This is a genomic window from Gemella sp. 27098_8_155 (assembly GCF_041433725.1).
Lineage (GTDB): Bacteria > Bacillota > Bacilli > Staphylococcales > Gemellaceae > Gemella > Gemella haemolysans_D.
In genome coordinates, this window is sequence record NZ_JAPWCA010000013.1 from 19,197 (window position 1) to 44,049 (window position 24,853).

Genomic DNA, 24,853 nt, shown 5'->3' on the forward strand with positions numbered 1-24,853 from the left:
ACGCATTAAATTAATATAATAGAACACAAAAATAAAGAGTAACTCATAAAATAAGATTATTTAAAAATCTATTTTATCTAGTTACTCTCAAATTTGATTGAAAATCATTATAAACGATAACCTATCGTTTTTAAAATTCTATCCTCAAGCACTGCAAGTCGCAGCTTCTTTTTCATCTTGACTTTCGATATAATCATTTTTGTTATAAAATGCATTTCTATAACTAGCAGTACTAAACGGTTCAACTAAATTAATAATTGTATATCCATCTAAACCAAGTTTCTTACATACCGCTTTACTTGACTCAGGTTTTTCACTATAAACAAAAATTTCTGAAGATTTATCTAATCTATCTAATACACTATCTATTTCCTCAGGTGAAACTTTAATTTCTTCATCACTTAACACTTCAGAACCAAGGTTTAATAATTGTTTATTTTTACTTACTGAGATTCGATATTTGAATTCTGATAATAAAGCATTGCTATAGATAGCTTTTCCATAGTCATATTGTTTTATACCATCACCAATATGAAGTTTTGTGAATCCACGTTCTCTAAGCAACTTCTCAGTAGCACGTGATGTTACATCGACTACACAATATAAAATTATATCTTTATCCTTGTAGTCATCAAGCACATCGCTACCGTTTTTAAAAAGTTTAATCGGAAGATTCACGGCATTTATAGCGTGACCTCTTGCATATTCTTTTCGCCAACGAACGTCAACAACTAAAGCTTCTTCAAATGTTTTCTTCTCAACATCTGCTCCAGCAATTCTTCCTGGTTTTCCTTTTAGTAATTTAAGCCAAAATGCATATAATCCAGCTACAATAATTAATAATACAATTACTATAATTAAGAATATTTTCATTGCGTTTACTCCTTTCATCATATAATTATATTTTAGCATACATTTTGTATTTTTAATAATAAATTGTATAAATAAAATATTTTTTTGATTTTTTTAAAATTTAGGAGTAAAATGTTATTATACACCATTTTTAAGAAAGGAGATCTGGATGAAAATATCAAAAATTAGTAAAATTGAAAATAAAAATTTAAAAATTGAATCCTCTTTATTAATTGATGGAATTTTAGTAGGTTTAGCTGCTGGAATTGTCGGTGCTAGTTACAGACTTCTTATTGGTTATAGTGAAAAACTTGTTCACTATATGGCCGATTTCATTAAAACTGGGCTTATTTATAAAATAGGTCTTTTACTAATTCTAATCTTACTAGCCTTGTTTTCTGGTTTTCTATTAAAACGTGAACCGATGGCTAGTGGAAGTGGAATTCCTCAAGTCTCTGCTGAAATTACCGGTAGATTAAATTCAAATCCATTACGAGTTCTAATTTATAAAATAACTGGTGGATTAACGGCAAGTCTCGGTGGTTTATCACTTGGACGCGAAGGTCCCTCTATTCAACTAGGTGCAATGAGTGGAAAACTTGTCTCTAGAATACTAAAAAAGGATAGCGTAAAAGAAAAGTATCTTATTACTTGTGGTGCTAGTGCAGGTCTATCCATCGCCTTTGGAGCTCCACTTGCTGGTGTTTTATTTTCTATAGAAGAAGTACATAAGCAAATAACTAAAAAAATCGTTATCTGTTGTTTCAGTGCTGCTGTAATAGCAAATATAGTTGGTCAGTATATTTTTGGACTTACTGCTATTTTCAAATTTCCTGAAATCCCCTATGTTGAAGTAAGTATTTATCCTTGGGTTGTTTTATTAGGAATTCTATTAGGAATATTTGGGACATTTTATAATGTTACTATAAAAATACTTTTTAAAATTTATGAATATTTTAGATTAAATATAGTATTTAGACCTCAAGTAGCATTTATAATTTCATTCGGATTATTTATTTTTTATCCAATAGTGCTTGGTAGCGGTCATAGTTTAGTAGAATTTCTGATAGAGAATAAATTTAGCTTTATGTTTTTATTAACCTTATACTTCATAAAAACTTTATTTTCACTTATTTCTTTCACATCAGGAGTCGCAGGCGGTATATTCTTACCTATCTTAATACAAGGTGCTGTACTCGGAACATTGTTTAGCAACTTTTTTGATGCTAAATATACTGCATTATTTGTAATACTATCTATGTCAGGTTACTTAACTGCAATTGTACGAAGTCCTATTACTTCAATAATTTTATTATTTGAAATGACACAAAAACTAAATTATTTCCTGCCGATCGCACTATGCTGCTTATTTGCATATATCACTGCAAATATACTTGGAACAAAACCGGTTTACGAATATTTACTTGATCGAATTTTAACTAGTAATAAACTAGGAGACAATGAACTTGAAATGGAAGTAGAAATTCTAACTACTATATCAAATGATAGTACATTAATAGGAAAAGAAATTCGTGAAATCGATTGGACAAAAGGAGTACTTGTTTCTCATATCGAACGTTCTGGTCGAGAAATAGTACCAAAAGGAAGTACAATTCTAGAAGCAAATGATAAACTTACCGTCATTATGCCAAAAGAATGTGTCAATCTATTTTTAAAACAATTTGGTGAATAAAAAACAGGCTCACTAAAAATCCCAAAATTCAAAATAATTTTTATGATAACTCATAAATGCAGTGGTTTATCAATATCTAATAAACTTTAAGGGAGTGACTCGATAAAATAACAATTTTGCCGAGTCACTCCCGTTTTTATCCTTATAATACATTAAAATGTTTTAGAGCATGAGTAATTCCATCATCATCTACACTAGTTGTAATGTAATCCGCTATTTCTTTAACATTATCACCTGCATTTTCCATTGCTACACCAATTCCAGCATGTTTTAACATATCTATATCATTTCCACCATCACCAAAAGCCATAGTTTCTTCTAATTTAATACCGAAATGAGAAATAATCGCATCAATCCCAGTATTTTTTCCACCATCTTTTGGAATAACATCTGTAAAATGAGTTGTCCAACGGGCTGCTTTTGAATTAGGCATATAAGCTAAGAATCCTGCTTCTTCCTCTTCAGAGACAAATACATTAAGTTGATATATTTTTTCACTAACAGCCTTATCGTAAGCTGATGGATCTTCTTTAAATCTTTCTGGATCACCTAATTCATCTTCCAACCATTTAACCCTCGGGTTTTTCAGATTCATGAAAGCTCCATCTAATAATGCAAAATCACAAGCTATATTATTCTCTTTAAAATAAGGAAGAACATTTTTTATATCATCTTTTGATAAAATCTTATCATTTAAAACTTCTCCAGATTCTAAATAGCAATACTGTCCATTTATTGTAATATACCCATCAAACTTAAAATCTAACAAATCATTTAAAAATGTCGTATGAAATGGTGCTCTTCCTGTAGCTATAAAAATTTTAATTCCTTTTTCTTTTAGCTTTCTTAAAGTATTTGCAGTGTTTTCCGGAATAGTTTTAGTTTTAAAACTTCTTATCGTTCCATCAATATCAAAAAAAATCGCTTTTATATTCATCATTCTTATTCTCCATATTTATTTAAATCAACTACACTATTTCTTGTTTTTAAATCATAACCTATTAATAGTTTCATAGCTGTCTCTTCTTTTTTTATAACATTAAGTAACATGCTGACTGTTTGCTTCGCTGCATCTTTTAAATCAAATTTTATAGTTGTTAATGGGGATTTTAATAAAGCAGATGAAGTATAATCTCCAAACGCAGCAACTGAATAATTTTCACCAACACTTAAACCTTCTTCTTCAAGAGCCTTCATGGCACCATAAGCTAGATTGTCAGTGGCACAAATTAAACAACTGTCATCTTTCAACTTTTCTATATTTTCTTTTACAACATCATATGCTTCTTTCATACCAAAACTACTAATAAGTATATTTTTAGGACTTAAACCATACTTTTCTAAAGTTCTTACTACTCCTAATTTCCTATAGTATCCTACAGCAATATCTTCCTCACTTACCCCTAAGTAAGCAATTTTCTTATGTCCATTAGCTAGAACATAATTGGTTAAATCCCTAGCAGCATTAAAATCATTATACTCAACACTATAAGTATATTCTCCTTCTTGCCCTAGCACTACAACAGGAACATCTACAGATTTTATTGTATCTTCATACGTTTTACTCATAGTTGTCGGTAATAAAATTATCCCATCTACGTTCATTCTTGCTAATTTCTTAATATATTCTAATTGTTTATTTTCATCAAAATTAGCATTCATTATTAATGTCTCATAATTATTTTCTTTTAATTCTTTATCTAGATATTTTAAAGTATTTCCACTTACAAAAGAGTGTAAACATGGTACTATTACACCAATAATTTTGCTATCCGTACTTTTTAATGCCTTAGCAAAAGTATTCGGTGTATAATTGTATTTATCAACTATTTCTTTAATTCTCTCATAAGTTTCTTTTTTTAAATTTCCACCATTAAAATATCTAGAGACAGTAGTAGTACCTACTCCAGCCATTTTTGCTATATCTACTATTGTCAATTTCCTCATAGATTACCTCCTTAAGTCACAACTTTAATTATATACGATTAGAGTAAATAAATAAAGAATTATATAAGAACAATTTCAGAAAATATGTTCTATTAATTTTTATTATTTCACTGAATACTACTACATAAAAAAATACACTCAAAAATACAATAATCAAATTATTCTAATACAATTTCACTAGAAGAAAACTTTATATTTCTTATAAGCATTGCTATGATAATAGTTATTTTTTCTAAAAATAATCTCCTAATTTCTACCATCGCATCTACAATGTTAAACTGTATCATTACAGAGTTGGAGGTTTTTGTTAACAGATCCACAAACACTATCAAACAAGCACTGAACAATACAAACATTTTTTTGAAAAATATTAAACAAAGCTCTTGAAATCCTTTTCCGAAAGTGGTATAGTGTACTTTGGAGGTATATTATGATAGTTCAATTAAAAAACGTATCAAAACAATATAAAGACGCTAACTTCAAACTAGAAAATATATCATTTGATATTAATAAAAAAGAAGTTATTGGAATTATCGGTAGAAATGGTACAGGTAAAAGTACAATTCTTAAAATGATTAATGGTATTGTTTCATATGATAGCGGAGATATTCTTTATAAAAACTCTTCTATTAAAAATATGGATGCAAGTACCCTTAGAAATACAAGAAAAAATCTAGCCTATATATTCCAACACTCTAATCTTATTGATAACAAAAGCGTATATTATCATTTGAGTTTAGTGTACAAATTAAATAAGGTTTCTGTTGATAAAAAGAAAATAGATGATATTCTTGAATTCATGAATATCACAAGACTTAAAAATAGTCTTTGTGGGAGCCTAAGTGGTGGAGAACAACAAAAAGTTGCTATCGCTATGGCACTGTTACAAGAACCAGAAGTTCTACTTTGTGATGAAATCAGTTCAGCATTAGATACTAATAGTGAAAAAGAAATATTTGCACTATTAAATAAATTGCGTACAACAACTGACATTTCAATAGTTATGATTTCTCACAGTTTATCATTACTTAAGAACTTTTGTGATCGTGTAGTAGTTATTGATGATTCTACAATTAAAGATATTGTCGTACCTAATAAAAATGCAAAAGACGATTACGACAGTAATTACTATAACTACGTAAAGGAGTTTTTATTAAATGATTGATTTATTTAAAGCCAATTACGATGGTATTATGAAAGCATTTTGGGAAACAAACTATATGATGCTTTACTCAATGTTAACAGTATTTTTCATTTCCCTACCATTAGGTATTATGCTTTTTGCTTTCAGTCGTGATTATTTATTAAAAAATAGAGCAGTTTATGAAGGACTTAGCATTTCTCTTAATGCCCTACGTAGTGTTCCATTTCTAATTTTTGTGTTCATATTAATCCCTGTAAATAGATTTCTATTTAAAACATCTTTTGGAAATATTGCAGCAATCTTGCCTCTTACACTAGTTGGTGTAAGTATTTATGCTCGATTTGTTGAACAAGCATTAATTAATGTTCCTAAAAAAATTGTAGATAGAGCTATAAGTATGGGAGCTACTAAAATTCAAATTATTAGATACTTCTTATTACCTGCTACAATGGATAACTTAATCTTATCATTCACCTATACTACTATTAGTTTACTAGCTTATACTACTGTAATGGGTGTAATTGGAGCTGGTGGTCTTGGAGAATTTGCCTTTAGATATGGGTATCAGGAATACAATTATGATCTAATGTATTTAATAGTAATAATATTTATTATATATGTATTTATTATTCAATCTATAGGTTATGGATTAGCTAAACGTTTTACAAACAAGAAGGAGAAATAGATTAATGAAGAAAGTATTATCTATTGTTGCTAGCCTACTAGCGCTTGTGCTTGTGTTAACAGCATGTTCAAGTAAAACTAGCGATAAAAAAGAAGAAAAAAAAGAAGACAAGACTATTAAAGTTGCTGCTCATGTCCCACCATTTACTGATATGTTAGAATTAGTTAAAGAAGATTTACAAAAAGAAGGATACACTCTTGAAATTGTAAAAGTATCTGATAATGTTCAAGCTAACGTTGCTTTAGCAAACAAAGAAGTCGATGCTAACTTCTTTCAACACGAACCATTCATGAAACAATACAATGAAAAAAATAAAACTAACTTAGTTGCTGTGGCGAAAGTTTATAATTCTATTCCAGCATTCTACTCAAAAACTGTCAAAAACATAAAAGATCTTAAAGATGGTGCTGATGTAGCTATTCCATCTGATGCATCAAACATGGCTCGTGCATTAAGATTATTAGCTCACGGTGGATTAATTACATTAAATGATCCAAACAGCTATAACGTTACTGTAAAAGACATTAAAGATAATCCAAAACATCTTAAATTTACAGAAGTTGGGCTTTTAAACTTAAGTGATGCATATGCAGAAAAAGATTTAGTTTTCAACTACCCAACTTATATTGCTAAATTAAACCTTACACCAATGAAAGATGGACTTCTAATGGAAGACAAAGCTGACTTTACATACGCTGGTGTACTTGCAGCTCGTGAAGATAACAAAGACGACGCTAAAATTCAAGCAGTTAAAAAAGCTTTAACTAGTCAAAAAGTTAAAGACTTCCTACAAAAGAATTTCGAAGGTAAAGCTACTGCAGCTTTCTAATAAATATATATTATTACTAATCCAAAATCTATAAATACAATCAACAACCTTACCTCTAAATAAAAAATATACTTAATAGGAGATAAAATAATGAAGAAAATAATTTCATTTATTGCTAGCTTAACAGCATTATTATTAGTTTTAACAGCTTGTTCAAGCAAAACTGAAACTAAAAAAGAAGAGAAGAAAGAACCTGTTACTGTAAAAGTAGCTTCTCACACTTCTCCAATGACAGACATGTTAGAAATGATCAAAGATGATCTTAAAAAAGAAGGTTACAACTTAGAAATCGTTAAAGTTTCTGATAACGTTCAAGCTAACGTTGCATTAAACAATAAAGAAGTTGATGCTAACTTCTTCCAACACAGACCATTCATGGAACAATTTAACAAAAAAAATAATGCTCATCTTGTAGCTATTCAACCAATTTACAACGCGACTGTATCATTCTACTCAAAAACTCTTAAAGATATCAAAGATCTTAAAGATGGTGCTGATGTAGCTATCCCTTCAGATCCAACAAACTTAGCTCGTGCTTTACGTTTATTAGATCACGCTAAAGTTATTACTCTTAAAGATCCAAATAGCTTTACAGTAACAGAAGCAGATATCAAAGATAATCCAAAACACCTTAAATTTACTAAAGTAAGCTTACTAAACCTTAACGAAGCATACAATGAAAAAGATTTAGTATTTAACTACCCAACTTACATCTCTAAATTAGGATTAACTCCTGACAAAAATGGTCTAGCTTTTGAAAAAGAAGGAGACTCAACATTCGCTGTCTCACTTGTTGCTCGTGAAGATAACAAAGACGATGCTAAAGTTCAAGCAGTTAAAAAAGCATTAGCAAGTGAAAAAATTAAAGATTACATCAACAAAGAACTTAAACCAAAAGGACACGCTACTCCAGCGTTCTAATATATAGTGAAAATACTTGGTAGACATTGTTTACCAAGTATTTTTTTATCTCAATTATTATTACCAGCTTCTTTTAAATAATATAACTATTAGTCTTAAAACACATACATCACTATTTAACTAGTAACTACTTATACCTAAAATATGGGAGTGACTCAAAATCGTGATTTCGAAGAAGTCGATTTTGTAGAGTCGCCTCCACACAGTTTATTAGATATCAAAAAAGCTTTTATAAAGCAAATTTAGATATTAATAAACCACTGCATCTTTAAATTTTCATATAAACCTTGTTAAAATTTAGGACTTTTGGATCATCCCCGATTAGTAAATTTAGATTTTAAACTTATTGAACTAATACTATTTAGTTTATAGTTCTCTAAAATCTAAATATTAATATACAAAAAAAGAAACTGACTTTTACGTCAATTTCTTTTTTCTGTCATAATAGGCTTATTTGTGTAATTCTTTTTCGAAAGCTTCTCTAACTTGTCCTACAGAGAATCCGATGATTACTTGAATAGCTTTACCGTTACGAGCAACTCCAAGAGCTCCAGAACGTTTTAAGAATTCATCACCTTTAACTAGGCTTTCGTCTTTAACGTTAACACGTAGTCTTGTTACACAGTTAGTAACGTCTACGATGTTGTCTTTACCACCTAAACCTTCAAGAATGATAAGAGCTTGATCATCGTGAGTAGCTGCATCATCTTTAACTTCTGGTTTAGCTGCTTCTTTACCTTTTTCACGGTACTCTTGTTTAGAGTAAAGTTTAGTTTCAGCATCATCTGCTTCACGTCCAGGTGTGTTTAATTGGAATTTAAGGATTAAGAATCTAAATACTAAGAAGTAGATTACAGAGAATACTAATCCAATTCCGATTTGAATGAACATTTGTGAAGAGTGGTTTTTGAACATTGGTAACCAGTTAAGAGCTAAGAAGTCGATTAATCCACTTCCGAAGTTACCTACAACTCCAAATTGATACATAGTTGCTGACATTAATGCACCTAATACTGCGTGAGTAGCGAATAATACTGGTGCTGCGAATAAGAATGTGAACTCGATTGGTTCAGTGATCCCTGTTAAGAAACCAGTAAGTGCTGCTGGGATTAATAACCCTGCTACAACTTTTTTCTTGCTGTCTTTAGCTGTTACATACATAGCTAAAGCTGCTGCTGGTAATCCAAATACTTTTGAGTTACCGTGCAATGAGAATCCACCTTGAGGGAATAACTCTTTTAATGGAGTTGAGCTTTGAGAGAACTCGTGAATGTGTTGTACCCAGTAAGCTGTGATTCCATTTTCTACTACTGCTGGTCCAAACATGAATGGCCCATAGATGAAGTGGTGTAATCCTGTTGGGATTAAAATTCTTTCTAGGAATGTGTAAGTGAATACTCCCGCAACTCCTGATACTTTTAAGAATCCTTGTAAAGCAGCAATTCCTAATTGAACTTTTGGCCATAATAGAGCTGTTAAGAAAGCAGCTGGAATCATGATAAGGAATCCTACTAAGATTACGAATGTTGATCCTTGGAAAATTCCTAATAATTCAGGAAGTTTTTTATCGAAGTATTTGTTGTGAATCCATACTGAGATAGATGCAATAACGATAGATCCAATGATTGAAGTATCTAAAGTAATTGCTCCAGCGATTCTTGTAATACCTGTAGGTAATTTAAGGGCAGGCGTTACATCTACACCAAAGAATTTGAATTGAGTTAAGAATCCGTTGATGAAGTAGTTATAAACCATGTAGATTAAGAACGCTTCTAATGCTGCACGACCATTTGCTTTTTTAGCAAGACCGATTGGAATACCAAGTGCGAATACTACTGGCATTTGGTTAAAGATAGTCCATCCTCCTTGCTCTACTACGAACCAGAAGTTGTACCAAAGAGTACCTTCTGTCGCGATGCTCCCTACTAGGTTAGGGTTTTTTAAGATTGAAGTTAATCCAACTACTAATCCGAAGAATGCGAATAAAATAGATGGCATTAACATCGCGCCTCCAAAGCGCTGAATTTTTTGTAACATAACATTTTTCCTCCTTTTTTATTTTTCTGCTAATGTTACTTCTAAGCCATTATGATCAGAAATAATTGGATAATTTTCATCATTAAATATAACAAAACTTTCTTTTACATCTAATTTTCTATTAATAAATACATAATCCAATTTTTTCTGACACATAGAATCTTCCCAACCACTTATATTTTTATATACGGTAACTCCCCCGTCTTTTTTCTCGGCTAATTCATAAGTATCATATAACCCTTTATCAAGTATTCTCTTATAATCGTCTACTTGATGGAAATAATCTGTATTGAAATCTCCCATGAAAACTTTAAGATTATTGTTATCTGTATAATTAATTAGGTTGCTAAGATTTTGATCTATGTCTTCCCCTTTACAAGTTGGCAAATTCATATGACAACTGTAAAATTCTACGATCTCATCATTTATTTTAAGATCGACTTTTAAAATTTTTCTTGATTCGATAGAAGTTACGGTTTGTTGTGCCGTACAGTAAAAATCCTCTACGGCAACAACTTCACCTTTAGCGAGTATTGCTAAACCTTCTTCGAATTTATCAAATCCTATGTGAGAATAAGTCCAGTAGTAACTGTATCCTTCTTCTCCATATTCTCTAATTTTATCTAGTAATAATTTTCCGAAGTTATCTTCTTTTATTCCTTGGTAAACATCTGCACTATTAATCAATTGATTTACTTCTTGCATGGCAACAACATCGTATTTTTTCTCCACAATAGTTTTTGCCAAGATATTTAATTTTTCAAGTTGATTTTCTTCTAACCAACTATGTACATTAATCGTTAATAGTTTCATGCTATGTTCCCCACTTCTTTATTTATTATTTTTTGTTCCAAATATCTTCGTTGTATTGAGCTATAGTACGGTCAGATGAGAAGAATCCAGCTTTTGCAATATTCGCAATAACTTTTTTCAGCCATAATTCACGGTTTTCGTAATCTGCTAACATTTCTTCTTTCTTAGCGTAATATTCTTCAAAGTCAATAAGTGTCATGAACCAGTCTTTGTTAAGTAGTTCATTGTATAATCTTTCTAATCTTTCTTTATTTCCTAGTTTAACTAAGTCTTTAGAAACGATGAAGTCTACAACTTCTTTAACACCATCTTTTTCATAGTATTCTTTAGACACATATCCTGCAGTTTCGTAAAGTTTGATAATTTCATCACTTTCTTTACCGAAGATGTAGATATTTTCACGTCCAACTAACTCATCGATTTCCACGTTTGCTCCATCTAGAGTTCCTAATGTTAGAGCTCCGTTTAACATGAATTTCATGTTACCAGTTCCACTTGCTTCTTTAGAAGCTAATGAGATTTGTTCAGAGATATCAGTTGCTGGAATTAATTTTTCTGCAACACTTACATTATAGTTTTCAACTAAGAATACGTTTAAGTATTTGTTAACTTCTGGATCATTGTTAATTAATTCTGATAGACATAGAATTAAGTGAATGATATCTTGAGCTATAATATATGCTGGTGCTGCTTTACCACCGAAGAATACTGTAATTTTTCTTTCAGGTAATTTACCATTTTTGATATCTAAGTATTTTTTGATTACATATAAAGCGTTCATTTGTTGACGTTTATATTCGTGGAATCTCTTGATTTGAGTATCAATAATACTATTTTCGTCTAATTCAATACCTTGAGTTTCTTTTAGGTATTCTTTAAGAACTAGTTTGTTCTCGTGTTTAATTTCTTCTAATTTCGCTGCTACTTCTTTACTATCAACAAATGCTAGTAATTTTTCTAATTTAGTTGCATCAGTTAAGTACTCATCACCAATTAGTTCTTTTAAGTAGGCTGCTAATGGTCTGTTAGAAAATTCTAACCAACGTCTGAATGTAATACCATTAGTTTTGTTATTAAATTTCTCTGGATATAATTCATAGAAGTGTTTTAATTCAGAGTTTTTAAGAATTTCAGTGTGTAAGTATGCAACCCCGTTTACACTGTTAGAGAAGTGAATATCCATGTTTGCCATGTGTACTCTATCGTCTTTATCGATGATTTGAATATCTTCACCTTCATATTTTTCTCTAATAACAGCATCTAATTGTTTGATGATTGTTACTAAGTGTGGCACTACTTCTTCTAAGTATGCTAATGGCCATTTTTCTAATGCCTCAGCTAAGATAGTGTGGTTAGTGTAACCAGTCATTTTTTGAACAATTGTGTATGCTTCTTCAAATTCAATTCCGTGTTTTTCAGTTAGTAAACGAATTAATTCAGGAATTACCATACTTGGGTGAGTATCGTTAATTTGAACATATGCATATTCGTATAAGTCGTGAACATTACTTCCTTTAGCAATTGCTTCATCTAAAATCAGTTGAGCAGCATTTGATACCATGAAGTATTGTTGGTAAATACGTAGTAATTCACCATTTTTATCACTATCATCTGGATACAAGAATAATGTTAAGTTTTTCGCAATTTCAGTTTTATCAAATGAAATTCCTTTTTCAATGATACTGCTATCAATTGAATCAATATCGAATAGGTTTAGATAGTTTTTAGTATCTTTTTTGTATCCTAATACATCAATTCTTTTTAATGTTGAAGTTAGGTTGAAGTTTTTGAAAGGTACTGTATATTTAACATCAGTATCTCTTAGCCATGAATCATCTTCAATCCAGAAGTTTGGCTCAGCATGTTGTTCATTTTTAACAAACACTTGTCTGAATAAACCACAGTGGTAGTTTAATCCAACTCCATCACCAGTGATTCCTAATGATGAAATTGAGTCGATGAAGCATGATGCTAAACGTCCAAGACCACCGTTACCTAATGAAGGTTCTAATTCAGCTTCTTCTACATCACTAAGACGTTTGTTAGCAGCTTTTAATTCTTTTTCAATTTCTTCATAAATACCTAAGTTGATTAAGTTGTTTGATAAAAGTTTACCAATTAAAAATTCAGCTGAAATATAGTAAACTTTTTTCTTATCACTATTTAAAGCTTTTTTGTCAGCTTCATCTTTAACATAGTTTAATAATTGTTTATAAATTTCTTTGTTTTCTAATGTACTAAGTTCTTTATTTGTTTTATCCAATACATATTTAGTGAATGTCATTTTATGCCCTCTCTCTTGAATATCTTACTGTAATATTTTTTAAAAATTCTTTTCTCTCTTCTGTTAAATCTTCTGCAAGCATTCTCCACTCCCAGTTTCCTCCAACTGTTGATGGAACATTCATTCTGCTTGTTGCATCTTTATCTAATAAATCTTGCATTGTTACGATTGCATAATCACTTACTGAAGAGTATATTCCTCTAATCATCGCTTCAGTAATTGTTTCATCATTACGGCGATTTAAGTATTCAGAAACTAGTTCTTGTTCTGACTCACTCAATTTCTCATACCATCCATTAACTACATCATTATCATGTGTTCCTGTGTAAGCAACACTATTTTGAGTATAGTGATGTGGACGATCTAGATTATCATCACCTGGGAAAGCAAATTGAAGAATCTTCATTCCAGGATATCCAGAATCATCTAATAATTTTTCTGCTTTCTCATCAATAAATCCAAGATTTTCTGCGATAATTGGTAAATCACCTAATTGTTCTTTAATTTTTTGGAATAATTCAATTCCTGGACCAGCTTCCCAAGTACCATTTACTGCATTTTCAGCATCTTTATCAATTTGCCAAAAATCAGAGAATCCTTTGAAGTGATCTATACGAAGTACATCATAGATTTTAAAACTTTCTTGTACTCGATAAATCCACCATGAGAAACCTTGTTCTTTGTGTTTTTCCCAATCGTAAATTGGATTACCCCAAAGTTGTCCAGTTGGACTGAAGTCATCTGCAGGACATCCAGCTACATAAAGTGGTTCATTGTTATCATCAACTTTAAATAATTCTGGCATTGTCCACATTTCAACACTATCAGCACTTACATAGATTGGCATGTCACCAATGATTTTAACTCCTTTACCATTAGCATATTCTTTTAATGCTAACCATTGTTTAAAGAAAAAGTATTGTGTAACTGTGTAGTATCTTATGCTATCTTGAAGCTCCGTACGATATTTTTCTCGTGCGGCTTTTTCACCTTTTTTAATATCTTCATCCCAGTGAATAAAACTTTGATATCCGAAACTTTCTTTAATTGCCATATATTCAGCATAATCAGCTAACCAACTTGAGTTGTCTTTTTCGAATTCTTCTATCTCAGCTAATACATTGCTATATTTTGCAGTGTTAGCAACAGCTTTTTCTAAAATTGGTCTTCTAACTTCAAATAATAAAGCATAATCTATTTTTTCAGGATTTTCTCCAAAGTTAACATTTGAGTAATCACTTTCTTCTAATAATCCTTCTTCTTTTAATAAAGAAAAATCGATTAGGTTTAAATTCCCTGCTACAGCTGAGAAACTTTGATAAGGTGAATCCCCATAACTTGTAGTTGTTAATGGTAAAATTTGCCAATATGTTTGTTTTGTTTCTTCTAAGAAATCAACGAAATCATATGCGCTTTTACCAAAAGTTCCTATACCAAACTCACCTGGTAATGATGTGATATGCATCAATACACCACTTGAACGTTTTGTCATTCTATTTCCCTCCGTCATACTTTTAACTTGTATTTACAAAATAAGTTTTTATAACTTAACAATAATTATTATAATAAAACACTTTCATTTTGTCAATGACATTTATGTAATTCTTTTTATTTTTTTCTACAACATATACGTAAATGTTACAATATGTATGTAAGATGTACTTAACCCTTGCAATTCTTATCAACTACATTTATAATTAAATAGGTAATTTTTAAAAGGAGAACAGTAAAGGTAAATCATATATGAGTAAATACAAAAAGGTCTATAATGATCTCAAGGAAAAAATAGATACTCGTTTTTATAAGCGTAATACAGAACTACCAAGTGAAAATGAGTTAGTAAAAGAATACGGTTATTCAAAAGATACTATTAGAAAAGCTTTGTCTTTATTAGAAATTAATGGTTATATCCAAAAGATTAAAGGTAAAAATTCTTTAATTCTTGGACACGGAAGAATAAAAAATAATTATTTAGGAAATATTAAAACTTCTTCTGAATTAAACATCGACGGAAAGTACGAAATTAAGACTACACTAGAGTCACTTTATATTATTCAAGGCGAAAAGAAAATAATGGATATTTTTAGTGCAGATGAGAATAATGATTTTTATAGAGTTAGTCGTAGTAGAACGATCAACGGCGAAAAATTAGAGTATGAGGTATCATATTTCGATAGAAGTCTTGTTCCATTTATTAATAAAGAAATTGCAGAATCATCTATTTACAAATACTTAGAAAAAGAATTAGGATTAAATATAACGCACTCACGACGTCAAATATCATTTAGATACGCTACAGATGAAGAAAAACAATATATGGACCTTGGTGAATACAATATGGTAGCTGTTGTTGAAAGTATCACTTATTTGTCCAATGGAAACATACTACAATATGGAATACTTTCATATAGACCAGATAAGTTCACATTTGTAACAATGGCCAAAAGATAAAGAAGACTCATAAATTACGATTTTATTTGAATCTAATTTATAGAGTCGTTTTCTTTTTGTTTTTAATTTTAAACTTACTGTTTTAGTTGTAGCTTGCGACACCTCCATACTTAAAATATTTGATAGTAAAATTTAATTATTAAACATTAACAAAAAACTGATAAAGGAAAATTATTCCTCTATCAGTTTTTAATTTATTCAAGATTATTTTAATCTTTCTTCTAATTCTGCTTTTAATTCTTCGAATCCAGGTTTTCCAAGAAGTGCGAACATATTTTTCTTATATGCTTCTACTCCTGGTTGGTCAAATGGATTTAATCCTTGCATGTATCCAGAAATACCTACAGCTTTTTCGAAGAAGTATACTAAGTATCCGAATGTGAACTCACTCATATCAGGAAGTTCTACTACAAAGTTAGGTACCCCTCCATCTGTGTGAGCAAGAAGTGTTCCTTCAAATGCTTTAGTGTTTACGAAATCCATAGTTTTTCCAGCTAAATAGTTTAATCCATCAAGATTGTTATCAGCTTCTTTAAGCTCGATATCTTTGTTTGGAGATTTAACTTTTAAGATAGTTTCTAATAGAACACGACGTCCTTCTTGAACATATTGTCCCATAGAGTGAAGGTCTGTTGAGAAGCAAACACTTGATGGATATAATGCTTTTCCATCTTTACCTTCAGATTCACCGTAAAGTTGTTTCCACCATTCGTTGAAGTAAACCATTGATGGTTCGTAAGATACAAGAATCTCAATTAATTTACCTTTTTGTTGTAAGATATTACGCATTACAGCATATTGGTAAGCAATATTTTTGCTTAAATCTGGTGTTGATAATTCATCTTGAGCTAATTTGGCACCAGCCATCATTTTATCAATATCAACTCCACTTACAGCAATTGGAAGTAATCCTACAGCAGTAAGAACTGTGAAACGTCCACCTACATCATCAGGTACTACAAATGTTTCATATCCTTCATCATCTGCTAATGATTTTAATGCTCCACGAGCTCTGTCAGTTGTAGCGAAGATTCTTTCTTTAGCTCCTTCTTTACCATATTTTTCTTCAAGTAATTCTTTGAAAATACGGAATGCAATAGCAGGCTCTGTAGTTGTTCCTGATTTAGAGATTACATTTACAGAGAAATCTTTTCCTGTAGTTTTTAAGTAATTTACTAATTCTTGAGTATAAGTTGATGAAATTGTGTGACCTACGAAGAAGATTTTTGGAGTTTTTCTTCCTTCTTCATAGAAGTTATAGAAACTATCATTTAGCATTTCAATCGCTGCACGAGCTCCAAGGTATGAACCTCCAATACCGATAACAACTAGTACATCTGAATTGCTTTGAATTTTTTTACTAGCTTCTTTAATTCTAGCAAACTCTTCTTTATCGTAGTTAGTTGGTAATTCTAACCATCCTAGGAAATCATTTCCTATTCCAGTTTTATTGTGTAATTGATCATGTGCAACTTTCACATAACCTTCCATATTTTTTACTTCTTGTTCGTTAAAGAAGTTTAGTGCTTTCGAATAATCAAAATTTAAGTGCATTTTTGTTCTCCTTTTTTTATTTTCATCTTTTATTATAAATCATTGTTGGCTTGTCGTCTATAATATAATCGTAAATTAATTCAGAAACTTTTTCTGCATTATGTCTAATCGTGTTATTATCAACGATTCCGATGTCATTATTTTTTATCAATTTAATTCCAAGTTCTTCTATTTTTTCTTGATCGATTTTGACCGGTTCTTGTTTTTCTTTGTGATATTTCGATAAAATACTATCACCAAACTCACGAGAATTAGCAATAACCAAATCAAAAATATTCTCTCCAACATGTTTATTGATAGCTGTAATGTGTTCAGAAACTGTATAATTATCAGTCTCTCCATGCTGAGTCATGACATTACAAACATATATTTTCTTAGCTTTACTTTCTCTAATCTTATCAGAAACCTGAGAAATTACTAAATTGGGAATAATCGATGTATACAAACTACCTGGCCCCATTATAATATAATCCGCCTCTTCGATAGCTCTTAACACATCTTCATTAGGTTTTACCCTAGAAGGTGTAATATAAACATGATCTATCTCTCCACCAGCTTCAGTAATTGAAGATTCTCCTCTTATAATTTCACCTGTAGAAAGTACAGCGTTTAAAGTCGCTATATCATTGGTTGTCGGTAATACCGTTCCACGAACATTTAAAATTCTACTCATAACTTTTACTGCAGTTGAAAAATCTCCATGAATATCTGTCATTGCAGCAATCATTAAATTACCTACCGGATGACCCTTAACTTCACCACTATCAAATCGATATTGGAACATTTTTTCTAGATACGGCTCTACATCAGATAATGCAGCAATAACATTTCTAATATCTCCTGGTGATGGAATATTCATATCACTTCTTATCTTCCCTGAACTACCACCATCGTCAGCTACCGTTACTACCGCAGTTATATCAAGAGGATATTTTTTCAACCCTCTTAAAAGAACAGATAACCCTGTTCCTCCACCTATAGTGACTACTCTAATTTTAGTTCTCATCTTTCTACCTACCCTTGTTAATGTCGCGATGTTCTAGATAAACTCTATAGCCAAGTTTCGAGATATCTTCATGTAATTTCCTCGCTATACTCACCGAGCGATGTTTACCACCAGTGCATCCAACAGCAATTGCGACCTTGTCCCTTCCTTCATATTGATACTTATCTACCATGTAAGTCATTAATTCTAGATATTTATCATAAAATTCCTTAGTGACTTCATCATCAAAAACATAATCAAATACTTCACTATCTTGTCCAGTTTTTTCCCTAAGTTCATTTATATAAAATGGATTCCTTAAAAATCGTACATCTACAATGTTATCCGCATCTATAGGTATACCATATTTATATCCAAAACTAGAAATTGTAATATGATAACTATCTTTTTTCTCAATACCAAAATCTTCTAAAATTTTCTTTTTAAGGTCTTTAACGGTTGTATTTGTAGTATCATAAATATAATTCGCTATACCTTTAATAGCATCCATATCTTTTCTTTCTTGAGTAATTCCTTCTAGAAGACTAAATTCACTAGACAAAGGATGATTTTTTCTAGTTTCTTTATATCTATTTACTAATACTTGATCTTCACTATCTAAAAATATTATACGAACATCAAAATATTCATTTTGTTGTATTTTTTTTAATACTTCTTTTAAATCAACAAACAAAAGCTTGCTTCTAATATCTATGCTTATAGCTGTTTTATCTATTTCTTTTTCTTCAATAATTCTTAGAAAATCTTCTACAACAAGTCCCGGTAAATTATCTGTACAAAAATACCCCTGATTTTCAAAGACCTCTAACGCTGTATTTTTTCCTGCTCCACTTATTCCTGTAATTATAACTAATTTTTTCTTCATAGCTTCACATCCGTCTTTATAATAATATAAGTTTTATGGAATAATTTTTTCAGTTTAACAAAGAATAAATAAACTGCTCCATTTCTATATTGTACACCATTTCTAAATATTTGTGTAGTATTTTAAAATTATAAAAAATAAACCTACCGTACAGATTTCCTGTACAGTAGATTTATTACTAATTATCTATTGCCTCTACTAGCGTTGTTATTATTGTTAGCTCCTGAATTCCTTACACCAGGTTGTACTCCATTAGAGTTGCCTCCTCGTGATTGGGAATTACCGTTGCTACCATTCTGTTGACCATTTTGATTTGATAAATTACTATTGTTATCTTCAGAATTATTTCCATTACGATTATTATCATCGTTGCTGTTATTACCGTTGTTGTTATTATTGTTATTTCTATCTTTATCTTTATCTTTTTCTTCTTGATTACGTTTATTTTGTTCTTCAATTTCTCGACGTTCACTATCAGAAATAACTTTAACTCCACCGTTTATAGATCCAACGTTTTCTGGGACTTTAAATCCTTTAGGTGGGTGAATACGCACTATATTTTGCATATTAATTCTATATAACGCTTGAGTTTTCTGCGTATCTTCTTGAGTCATATACTTCGTCGGCCCGTCAATTGCATCAAATCCTTGCCATACAGCCATCGTGTAATTACTAGTATATCCAATTGTCCAAGAATCTTTAGAATAATTATCTATATCAAAATTATACTTTTGAGCTTCTCCTTCACCGAATGTAGTTGTACCTGTCTTAACAGCCATATCAGCTCCACTAATACGAGCAAACGAAGCCGTACCATTTACTACATTTCTTAACATTGAAGTCATAATGTACGCAGTTGATTCTTTAATAACACGTTTTCTGTCATCTTTACTGAAGCTCTTCACTTCAGAACCTTCACTATCATAAACTTTTTTGATAGCTTTTGGTGTTGCATAATATCCACCATTACTAAACGGAACATATGCTCCTGCCATTTGTAATGGCGAGAATCCATCTCCACTTCCTCCAATTGGAGTAGTAATAGAATTATCCTTGATATCCATACCCACATTATTTGCATATTGTTTTACTCTATCGAAACCAACTTCTTGATATGTTTTAATAGCTGGAATATTATATGACCAAACTAATGCGTTATTTATTGTAATATTACCGTGGAATTGTCTATCCCAGTTTTGAATTTGAGATCCCTGAATTTTCGAGTCATTAACCGTATGATCAGAACCCCAATTTAAATATTCTACAGCAGGTCCATAAGCTAGTATTGGTTTAATTGATGAACCTGGTTGTAATTTAGCTTGTGTCGCAATATTAAATCCATGGAATGTTTGTTTTTTACCTCCATAAAGAGCGGCTATACCACTATTTTCGTTATTTAGTACAACCATAGCTACATTACTTGCTTGTTTTATTCCTGCATAGTTAGCATTTACACTTTCTGTTAAAGTATCTTGAATTTTTGAATCAAAGTTAGTATAAATTTTAAGACCTAAGTTTAATACGTCACCTTCATAATCTTTAAATTCTTTACTATTTTTTAATTCATTTACAATTTGATTCATATATGAAGTATATTTTGAATCAAATTCACTTGATAATAATACACGTTCGCTTTCGTCACGTTCTATTAATCCATCTAATACATTAGTTTTTTGAGCTGCTGTTGATTCTGCTTCTGAGATTTTCCCATGATATTGCATTAAATACAATACAGTGTCACGACGAGCTTTAGCCGCTTCAGGATTATCATATGGATTATATGTATTAGGATGTTGAGGTAACCCCGCTAAAAGCGCCATCTGCGAAAGAGTTAATTGATTTAACTCTTTTCCAAAATAGTACTTAGAAGCTGTTTTTAATCCATATACTCCATCTGAATAATAGATTCTATTTACATACATAGTAAATATAGATTCTTTATCGTAGTTTTGTTCAAGTTTATATGCAAGATATGCTTCTTGAACTTTACGCTTCATACTCTTATTATCGTCTAAGAATGTTCTCTTAATTAACTGTTGAGAAATTGTTGACGCACCTTGAGATCCAAACCCACTTGTAAGGTTTGAAAATACCGCTCCTACTAAACGTCTAAAATCGACTGCTCCATGTTCGAAAAATCTATTATCCTCTGTCGCTAAGATTGCATCTTGCATTTTTGTCGGGATGTCTGATGTATTTAAATTTTCACCAATCTGGTTCCCTAATTTTGCCACCTCATTATTATTAACATCATAAACGATTGTTCTTGAGTTATTATCTAGTATCTTAGAGTCAAATGCAGGTGCTTGATAAATCCAGAATACACATAGTAAGAATAGTGATATAATAGCAACACTTGCTGCATATAACCCATATCTCAATATTTTCATCCATAAAGTTTTATTGGATTTTTTAGAATTTGGATTACTAATTCTATTTGGACCTAATGGCCGTCTAGGCCCTCCTGGTTTACCAGTTCTTGCTGATTGTTGAGCATTTCTCGGTCTAACAGGTGGTACTCCTTGTCCTTGATTAGCATTACCTGCTCTTTGTTGTTGATTGGAAGGTCCTGCGTTCTGTGCATTTCTTCTCATTACTTCTTCATTTGTTAATGGTCTTCTTTGTTGCCCATTATTTGTTGGATTATTATTCCCTCTAGATATATATCCACCTGGCATAACACTCTTTCTTTCCTGAGAGTGTCTATCTCTTCTCGATAACCGACTATTATTATTTTCTGCCATAGTATATCCTCTCTTTTTCAATATTTAAACTTTCATTTAACTTTCATTTTGATTTGAACCCTTTTTTCGATATAAAATGGTACAATATACTACATTAATTTTAATGTATAATGAAAAAAAAATCAATTTACTTTGTATAATATTAATTATTATTTAATATTTTTGTAATATTTACAAAGACTTTATAATTATAATTCAGTTAATTAAGACATAATTTAAATCTTTAACCCACATATTTTCTTATACTAAAAAAATAAAGGGTAATTCATTAAGAATCACCCTCATATTCTGCTAATATAATCATTAATTATTATAGCAAAGTCTTAGTAGATAAATTACTAAAAACCTCTATTTCTTCTTTAACATTTTACTTAGTTAACGCTACTTCTATATCGCTAATGGCTGCTTTAGCGGCTGCAATTCTTGCGATAATAACTCGATATGGTGAACAAGAAACATAACCTAAACCAATTTTTGAACAAAGTAGAATTGATTTTTCATCTCCTCCATGCTCACCACAAATTCCTAGTTTAATATTTGGTTTTACAGCTTTTGCTTTATTGACAGCAATCTTCATTAACTCTAGTACTCCACTCTCATCTAAATGAACAAATGGATCTGACTCTAAGATATTTTTTTTCTTATAGATATCGATAAATTTCTCAGCGTCGTCTCTTGAATAACCAAATGTTAATTGTGTTAAGTCATTTGTTCCGAAACTGAAGAAATCTGCATGTTCAGCAATCTTATCAGCTACTACACAAGCTCGTGGTATTTCAATCATAGTTCCTACTTTATAATTAAAGTCCGCATTGTATAACTGTATTTCTTTTTCAACTAATTCAACTATTTGCTCACGTAGAACTACAAGTTCTTTTTCTAAACCTACTAACGGAATCATAATTTCTACATTAACTTCAATTCCTTCTTTACGTGCTCTAATCGCTGCTGAACTGATCGCTTTTGCCTGCATTAAATAAATTTCTGGATATGTTATTCCTAGACGGCAACCACGGTGTCCCATCATAGGGTTGAACTCAGCAATACTAGCAATTTTTGCTTCTAATTGACTAACACTTACACCTATTTCCTCAGCAATAACTTTTACAGTTTTTTCATCTTTCGGTAAGAATTCATGAAGTGGTGGATCTAGTAATCTTATGTTAACAGATTTACCTTTCGCTTCTTTAAAAATTTTATAGAAATCATCACTTTGAATTGGTTGTAATCTATCTAAGAATCTAATTCTTTCATTTGTATCTGATGCTAGTATCATTTTTCTAACTAAACTAATTCTATCTTCTTCAAAGAACATATGTTCTGTTCTACATAATCCAATTCCTTCAGCTCCAAACTCGAAAGCAACTTTTGCATCAACTTCATTATCAGCATTTGCTAATACTTTTAGACTTCTAATTTCATCCGCCCATCCTAAGAGCTTATTGAATCTATCGCTGAATCTAGCATCTATTTTATCAACTTCACCCAGATAAACCTTACCACTGCTTCCATCAACAGAGATTACATCTCCTTCTTTTAATGTAATTCCAGCAATTTTTAAAGTTTTTTCGTCATAATTAATAATCATGTTTTGGCAACCACATACGCAGCATTTACCCATTCCACGTGCAACTACCGCAGCATGTGATGTCATACCTCCACGTAGAGTTACAATGGCTTCTGAGCTAACCATTCCTTCAATATCTTCAGGTGACGTTTCTTCTCTTACTAATACAACCGGTTTTGTTTTAGCCGCTTCTACCGCTTCATGTGCAGTAAAATAAATTGCTCCCACTGCTGCTCCTGGTGAAGCCGCTAATCCTTGAGTTAATTGTTGTGCTTGTTTCAATGATTTTTCTTCAAATGTAGAGTGAAGAAGTTTGTTAATTTCTTCTGTACCTACTCTTAAAATAGCCTCTTCCTTACTAATAACACCTTCTTCTACTAATGAAACTGCAACTTCAACAACAGCATTTGGTGTTCTCTTAGCATTTCTTGTTTGAAGAATATATAGCTTGCCATCTTCAATAGTAAACTCAATATCTTGCATATCTTTGTAGTGTCCTTCTAATTTTTTAGAAAGTTCCACAAATTCTTTATATAAATGTGGCATATCTTCAGCAAGCACACTAATATTTTTTGGAGTTCTAATTCCCGCAACTACATCTTCCCCTTGTGCATTAATTAAATATTCTCCGAATAGTTCATCTTCACCAGTTACAGGGTTTCTACTAAATGATACTCCAGTACCACAATTGTCTCCCATATTCCCGAAAACCATGGCTTGGATATTTACAGCAGTCCCTAGTTTATCACTAATATTATGAAGTCTTCTATATACTTTAGCACGATTATTATTCCAAGATTTAAATACCGCTTCGATAGCTAGCATAAGTTGTTCCTTCACACTCATCGGAAATTCACGTCCTACTTCTTTTTTGTAGATTTCTTTGAACTCTTCAACAACTTTAAATAAATCTTTTTCATTCATATCGCTATCTTGTTCATAGCCATTTTCATTTTTTACTCGTGTTAATACTTCTTCAAATTTATATTTCTCTACATCCATTACTACATCAGAGAACATTTGAATAAATCTTCTATAACTATCATAAGCAAAACGATAATTATTATTTTTCTTAGCTAAGGCAATAGTTGTTTCATCATTCAATCCTAAATTTAAAATTGTATCCATCATTCCAGGCATTGAAAATACAGCACCACTTCGTACAGAAACTAATAACGGATTTTCTATACTTCCCAACTCTTTACCAATCGTTTTCTCTAATATTTCTAATTGTTCATTAATTTGTTTTAAAATCTCAGGTTTAATTCGTTCCCCATTTTCATAATAACTATTACAGCTTTCTGTAGTAATAGTAAAACCAGGTGGTACATTAATTCCTAATCCCTTCATTTCTGCAAGATTCGCACCTTTACCCCCAAGTAAAGATCTCATATCTTTATTTCCTTCACTGAAATTATAAACATATTTTTTTGTCATTTTAAAATTCCCCCATCACATTTT

The 24,853-nt window shown here is 31.0% G+C and carries 19 protein-coding genes; 6 read left to right on the forward strand and 13 right to left on the reverse strand.

Going from position 1 to position 24,853, the window contains the following annotated elements; genetic code table 11:
- Positions 1-144: 144 nt before the first annotated feature.
- Positions 145-873 carry a rhodanese-like domain-containing protein gene (locus O5Y44_RS06325; RefSeq protein ID WP_271987572.1) on the reverse strand — a complete coding sequence of 243 codons (729 nt, stop codon included), beginning with the start codon at positions 871-873 and terminating at the stop codon, positions 145-147.
- A 148-nt stretch (positions 874-1,021) separates the two neighbouring features.
- Between O5Y44_RS06325 and O5Y44_RS06330 the strand changes: the two genes are divergently transcribed.
- Complete coding sequence (locus O5Y44_RS06330) at positions 1,022-2,545, forward strand: ClC family H(+)/Cl(-) exchange transporter (protein WP_271964592.1); 1,524 nt, start codon at positions 1,022-1,024, stop codon at positions 2,543-2,545.
- Between the two features lie 142 nt (positions 2,546-2,687).
- On the opposite strand, the gene O5Y44_RS06335 is transcribed toward O5Y44_RS06330, so the two are convergent.
- From O5Y44_RS06335 to O5Y44_RS06345, 3 genes are all read right to left on the reverse strand, one after another.
- The gene (locus O5Y44_RS06335; protein WP_271987571.1) at positions 2,688-3,485 is read right to left on the reverse strand and encodes a Cof-type HAD-IIB family hydrolase; all 798 of its coding nucleotides are present in this window, start codon (positions 3,483-3,485) and stop codon (positions 2,688-2,690) included.
- A 2-nt stretch (positions 3,486-3,487) separates the two neighbouring features.
- Positions 3,488-4,492 carry a LacI family DNA-binding transcriptional regulator gene (locus tag O5Y44_RS06340; RefSeq protein WP_271987570.1) on the reverse strand — a complete coding sequence of 335 codons (1,005 nt, stop codon included), beginning with the start codon at positions 4,490-4,492 and terminating at the stop codon, positions 3,488-3,490.
- A gap of 158 nt (positions 4,493-4,650) precedes the next feature.
- On the reverse strand, positions 4,651-4,779 hold the full coding sequence (locus O5Y44_RS06345) for a hypothetical protein (protein WP_371465749.1): 129 nt from the start codon (positions 4,777-4,779) through the stop codon (positions 4,651-4,653).
- Positions 4,780-4,922: 143 nt separating this feature from the next.
- Between O5Y44_RS06345 and O5Y44_RS06350 the strand changes: the two genes are divergently transcribed.
- The 4 genes from O5Y44_RS06350 (at position 4,923) to O5Y44_RS06365 (ending at position 8,071) form a co-directional block, all read left to right on the forward strand.
- A complete protein-coding gene (locus O5Y44_RS06350) occupies positions 4,923-5,657 on the forward strand; it encodes an ATP-binding cassette domain-containing protein (RefSeq protein ID WP_271987569.1) in 735 nt (244 codons plus the stop codon).
- Complete coding sequence (locus O5Y44_RS06355; RefSeq protein WP_271964588.1) at positions 5,650-6,321, forward strand: methionine ABC transporter permease; 672 nt, start codon at positions 5,650-5,652, stop codon at positions 6,319-6,321. The genes O5Y44_RS06350 and O5Y44_RS06355 overlap by 8 nt, the downstream gene beginning before the upstream one ends.
- A 4-nt stretch (positions 6,322-6,325) precedes the next feature.
- Positions 6,326-7,150: a MetQ/NlpA family ABC transporter substrate-binding protein gene (locus O5Y44_RS06360; protein WP_271964587.1), complete on the forward strand. Its 825-nt coding sequence runs from the start codon at positions 6,326-6,328 to the stop codon at positions 7,148-7,150.
- A 90-nt stretch (positions 7,151-7,240) separates the two neighbouring features.
- Positions 7,241-8,071, forward strand: a complete 831-nt coding sequence (locus O5Y44_RS06365; RefSeq protein WP_271987568.1) for a MetQ/NlpA family ABC transporter substrate-binding protein — start codon at positions 7,241-7,243, stop codon at positions 8,069-8,071.
- A gap of 450 nt (positions 8,072-8,521) precedes the next feature.
- On the opposite strand, the gene O5Y44_RS06370 is transcribed toward O5Y44_RS06365, so the two are convergent.
- The 4 genes from O5Y44_RS06370 to malQ are packed head-to-tail and all read right to left on the reverse strand — an operon-like array spanning position 8,522 to position 14,697.
- Positions 8,522-10,108, reverse strand: a complete 1,587-nt coding sequence (locus O5Y44_RS06370; RefSeq protein ID WP_271987567.1) for an alpha-glucoside-specific PTS transporter subunit IIBC — start codon at positions 10,106-10,108, stop codon at positions 8,522-8,524.
- Positions 10,109-10,126: 18 nt separating this feature from the next.
- Entirely contained in the window at positions 10,127-10,921 is a 795-nt protein-coding gene (locus O5Y44_RS06375; protein ID WP_271964584.1) for an endonuclease/exonuclease/phosphatase family protein, read from the reverse strand.
- A 25-nt stretch (positions 10,922-10,946) separates the two neighbouring features.
- Positions 10,947-13,205, reverse strand: a complete 2,259-nt coding sequence (glgP, locus tag O5Y44_RS06380; protein ID WP_271987566.1) for a glycogen/starch/alpha-glucan family phosphorylase — start codon at positions 13,203-13,205, stop codon at positions 10,947-10,949.
- Position 13,206: 1 nt separating this feature from the next.
- Complete coding sequence (gene malQ / locus O5Y44_RS06385; RefSeq protein WP_271964582.1) at positions 13,207-14,697, reverse strand: 4-alpha-glucanotransferase; 1,491 nt, start codon at positions 14,695-14,697, stop codon at positions 13,207-13,209.
- 251 nt (positions 14,698-14,948) lie between these two features.
- Here malQ and O5Y44_RS06390 point away from each other — a divergent pair, with 251 nt between their 5' ends.
- A complete protein-coding gene (locus O5Y44_RS06390) occupies positions 14,949-15,656 on the forward strand; it encodes a UTRA domain-containing protein (RefSeq protein ID WP_271964581.1) in 708 nt (235 codons plus the stop codon).
- A gap of 204 nt (positions 15,657-15,860) precedes the next feature.
- On the opposite strand, the gene O5Y44_RS06395 is transcribed toward O5Y44_RS06390, so the two are convergent.
- The 5 genes from O5Y44_RS06395 to ppdK all read right to left on the reverse strand — a co-directional run bounded on the left by O5Y44_RS06395 (position 15,861) and on the right by ppdK (position 24,829).
- Positions 15,861-17,210, reverse strand: a complete 1,350-nt coding sequence (locus O5Y44_RS06395) for a glucose-6-phosphate isomerase (protein WP_271964580.1) — start codon at positions 17,208-17,210, stop codon at positions 15,861-15,863.
- 22 nt (positions 17,211-17,232) lie between these two features.
- Complete coding sequence (locus O5Y44_RS06400; RefSeq protein ID WP_271987565.1) at positions 17,233-18,216, reverse strand: gluconeogenesis factor YvcK family protein; 984 nt, start codon at positions 18,214-18,216, stop codon at positions 17,233-17,235.
- Between the two features lie 4 nt (positions 18,217-18,220).
- Positions 18,221-19,081 carry an RNase adapter RapZ gene (rapZ, locus tag O5Y44_RS06405; protein WP_271987563.1) on the reverse strand — a complete coding sequence of 287 codons (861 nt, stop codon included), beginning with the start codon at positions 19,079-19,081 and terminating at the stop codon, positions 18,221-18,223.
- Between the two features lie 182 nt (positions 19,082-19,263).
- A complete protein-coding gene (locus tag O5Y44_RS06410) occupies positions 19,264-21,825 on the reverse strand; it encodes a transglycosylase domain-containing protein (protein ID WP_371465750.1) in 2,562 nt (853 codons plus the stop codon).
- A 367-nt stretch (positions 21,826-22,192) separates the two neighbouring features.
- Positions 22,193-24,829, reverse strand: coding sequence for a pyruvate, phosphate dikinase (gene ppdK, locus O5Y44_RS06415; RefSeq protein ID WP_371465751.1), 2,637 nt, complete (start codon positions 24,827-24,829; stop codon positions 22,193-22,195).
- Between the last annotated feature and the right edge of the window lie 24 nt (positions 24,830-24,853).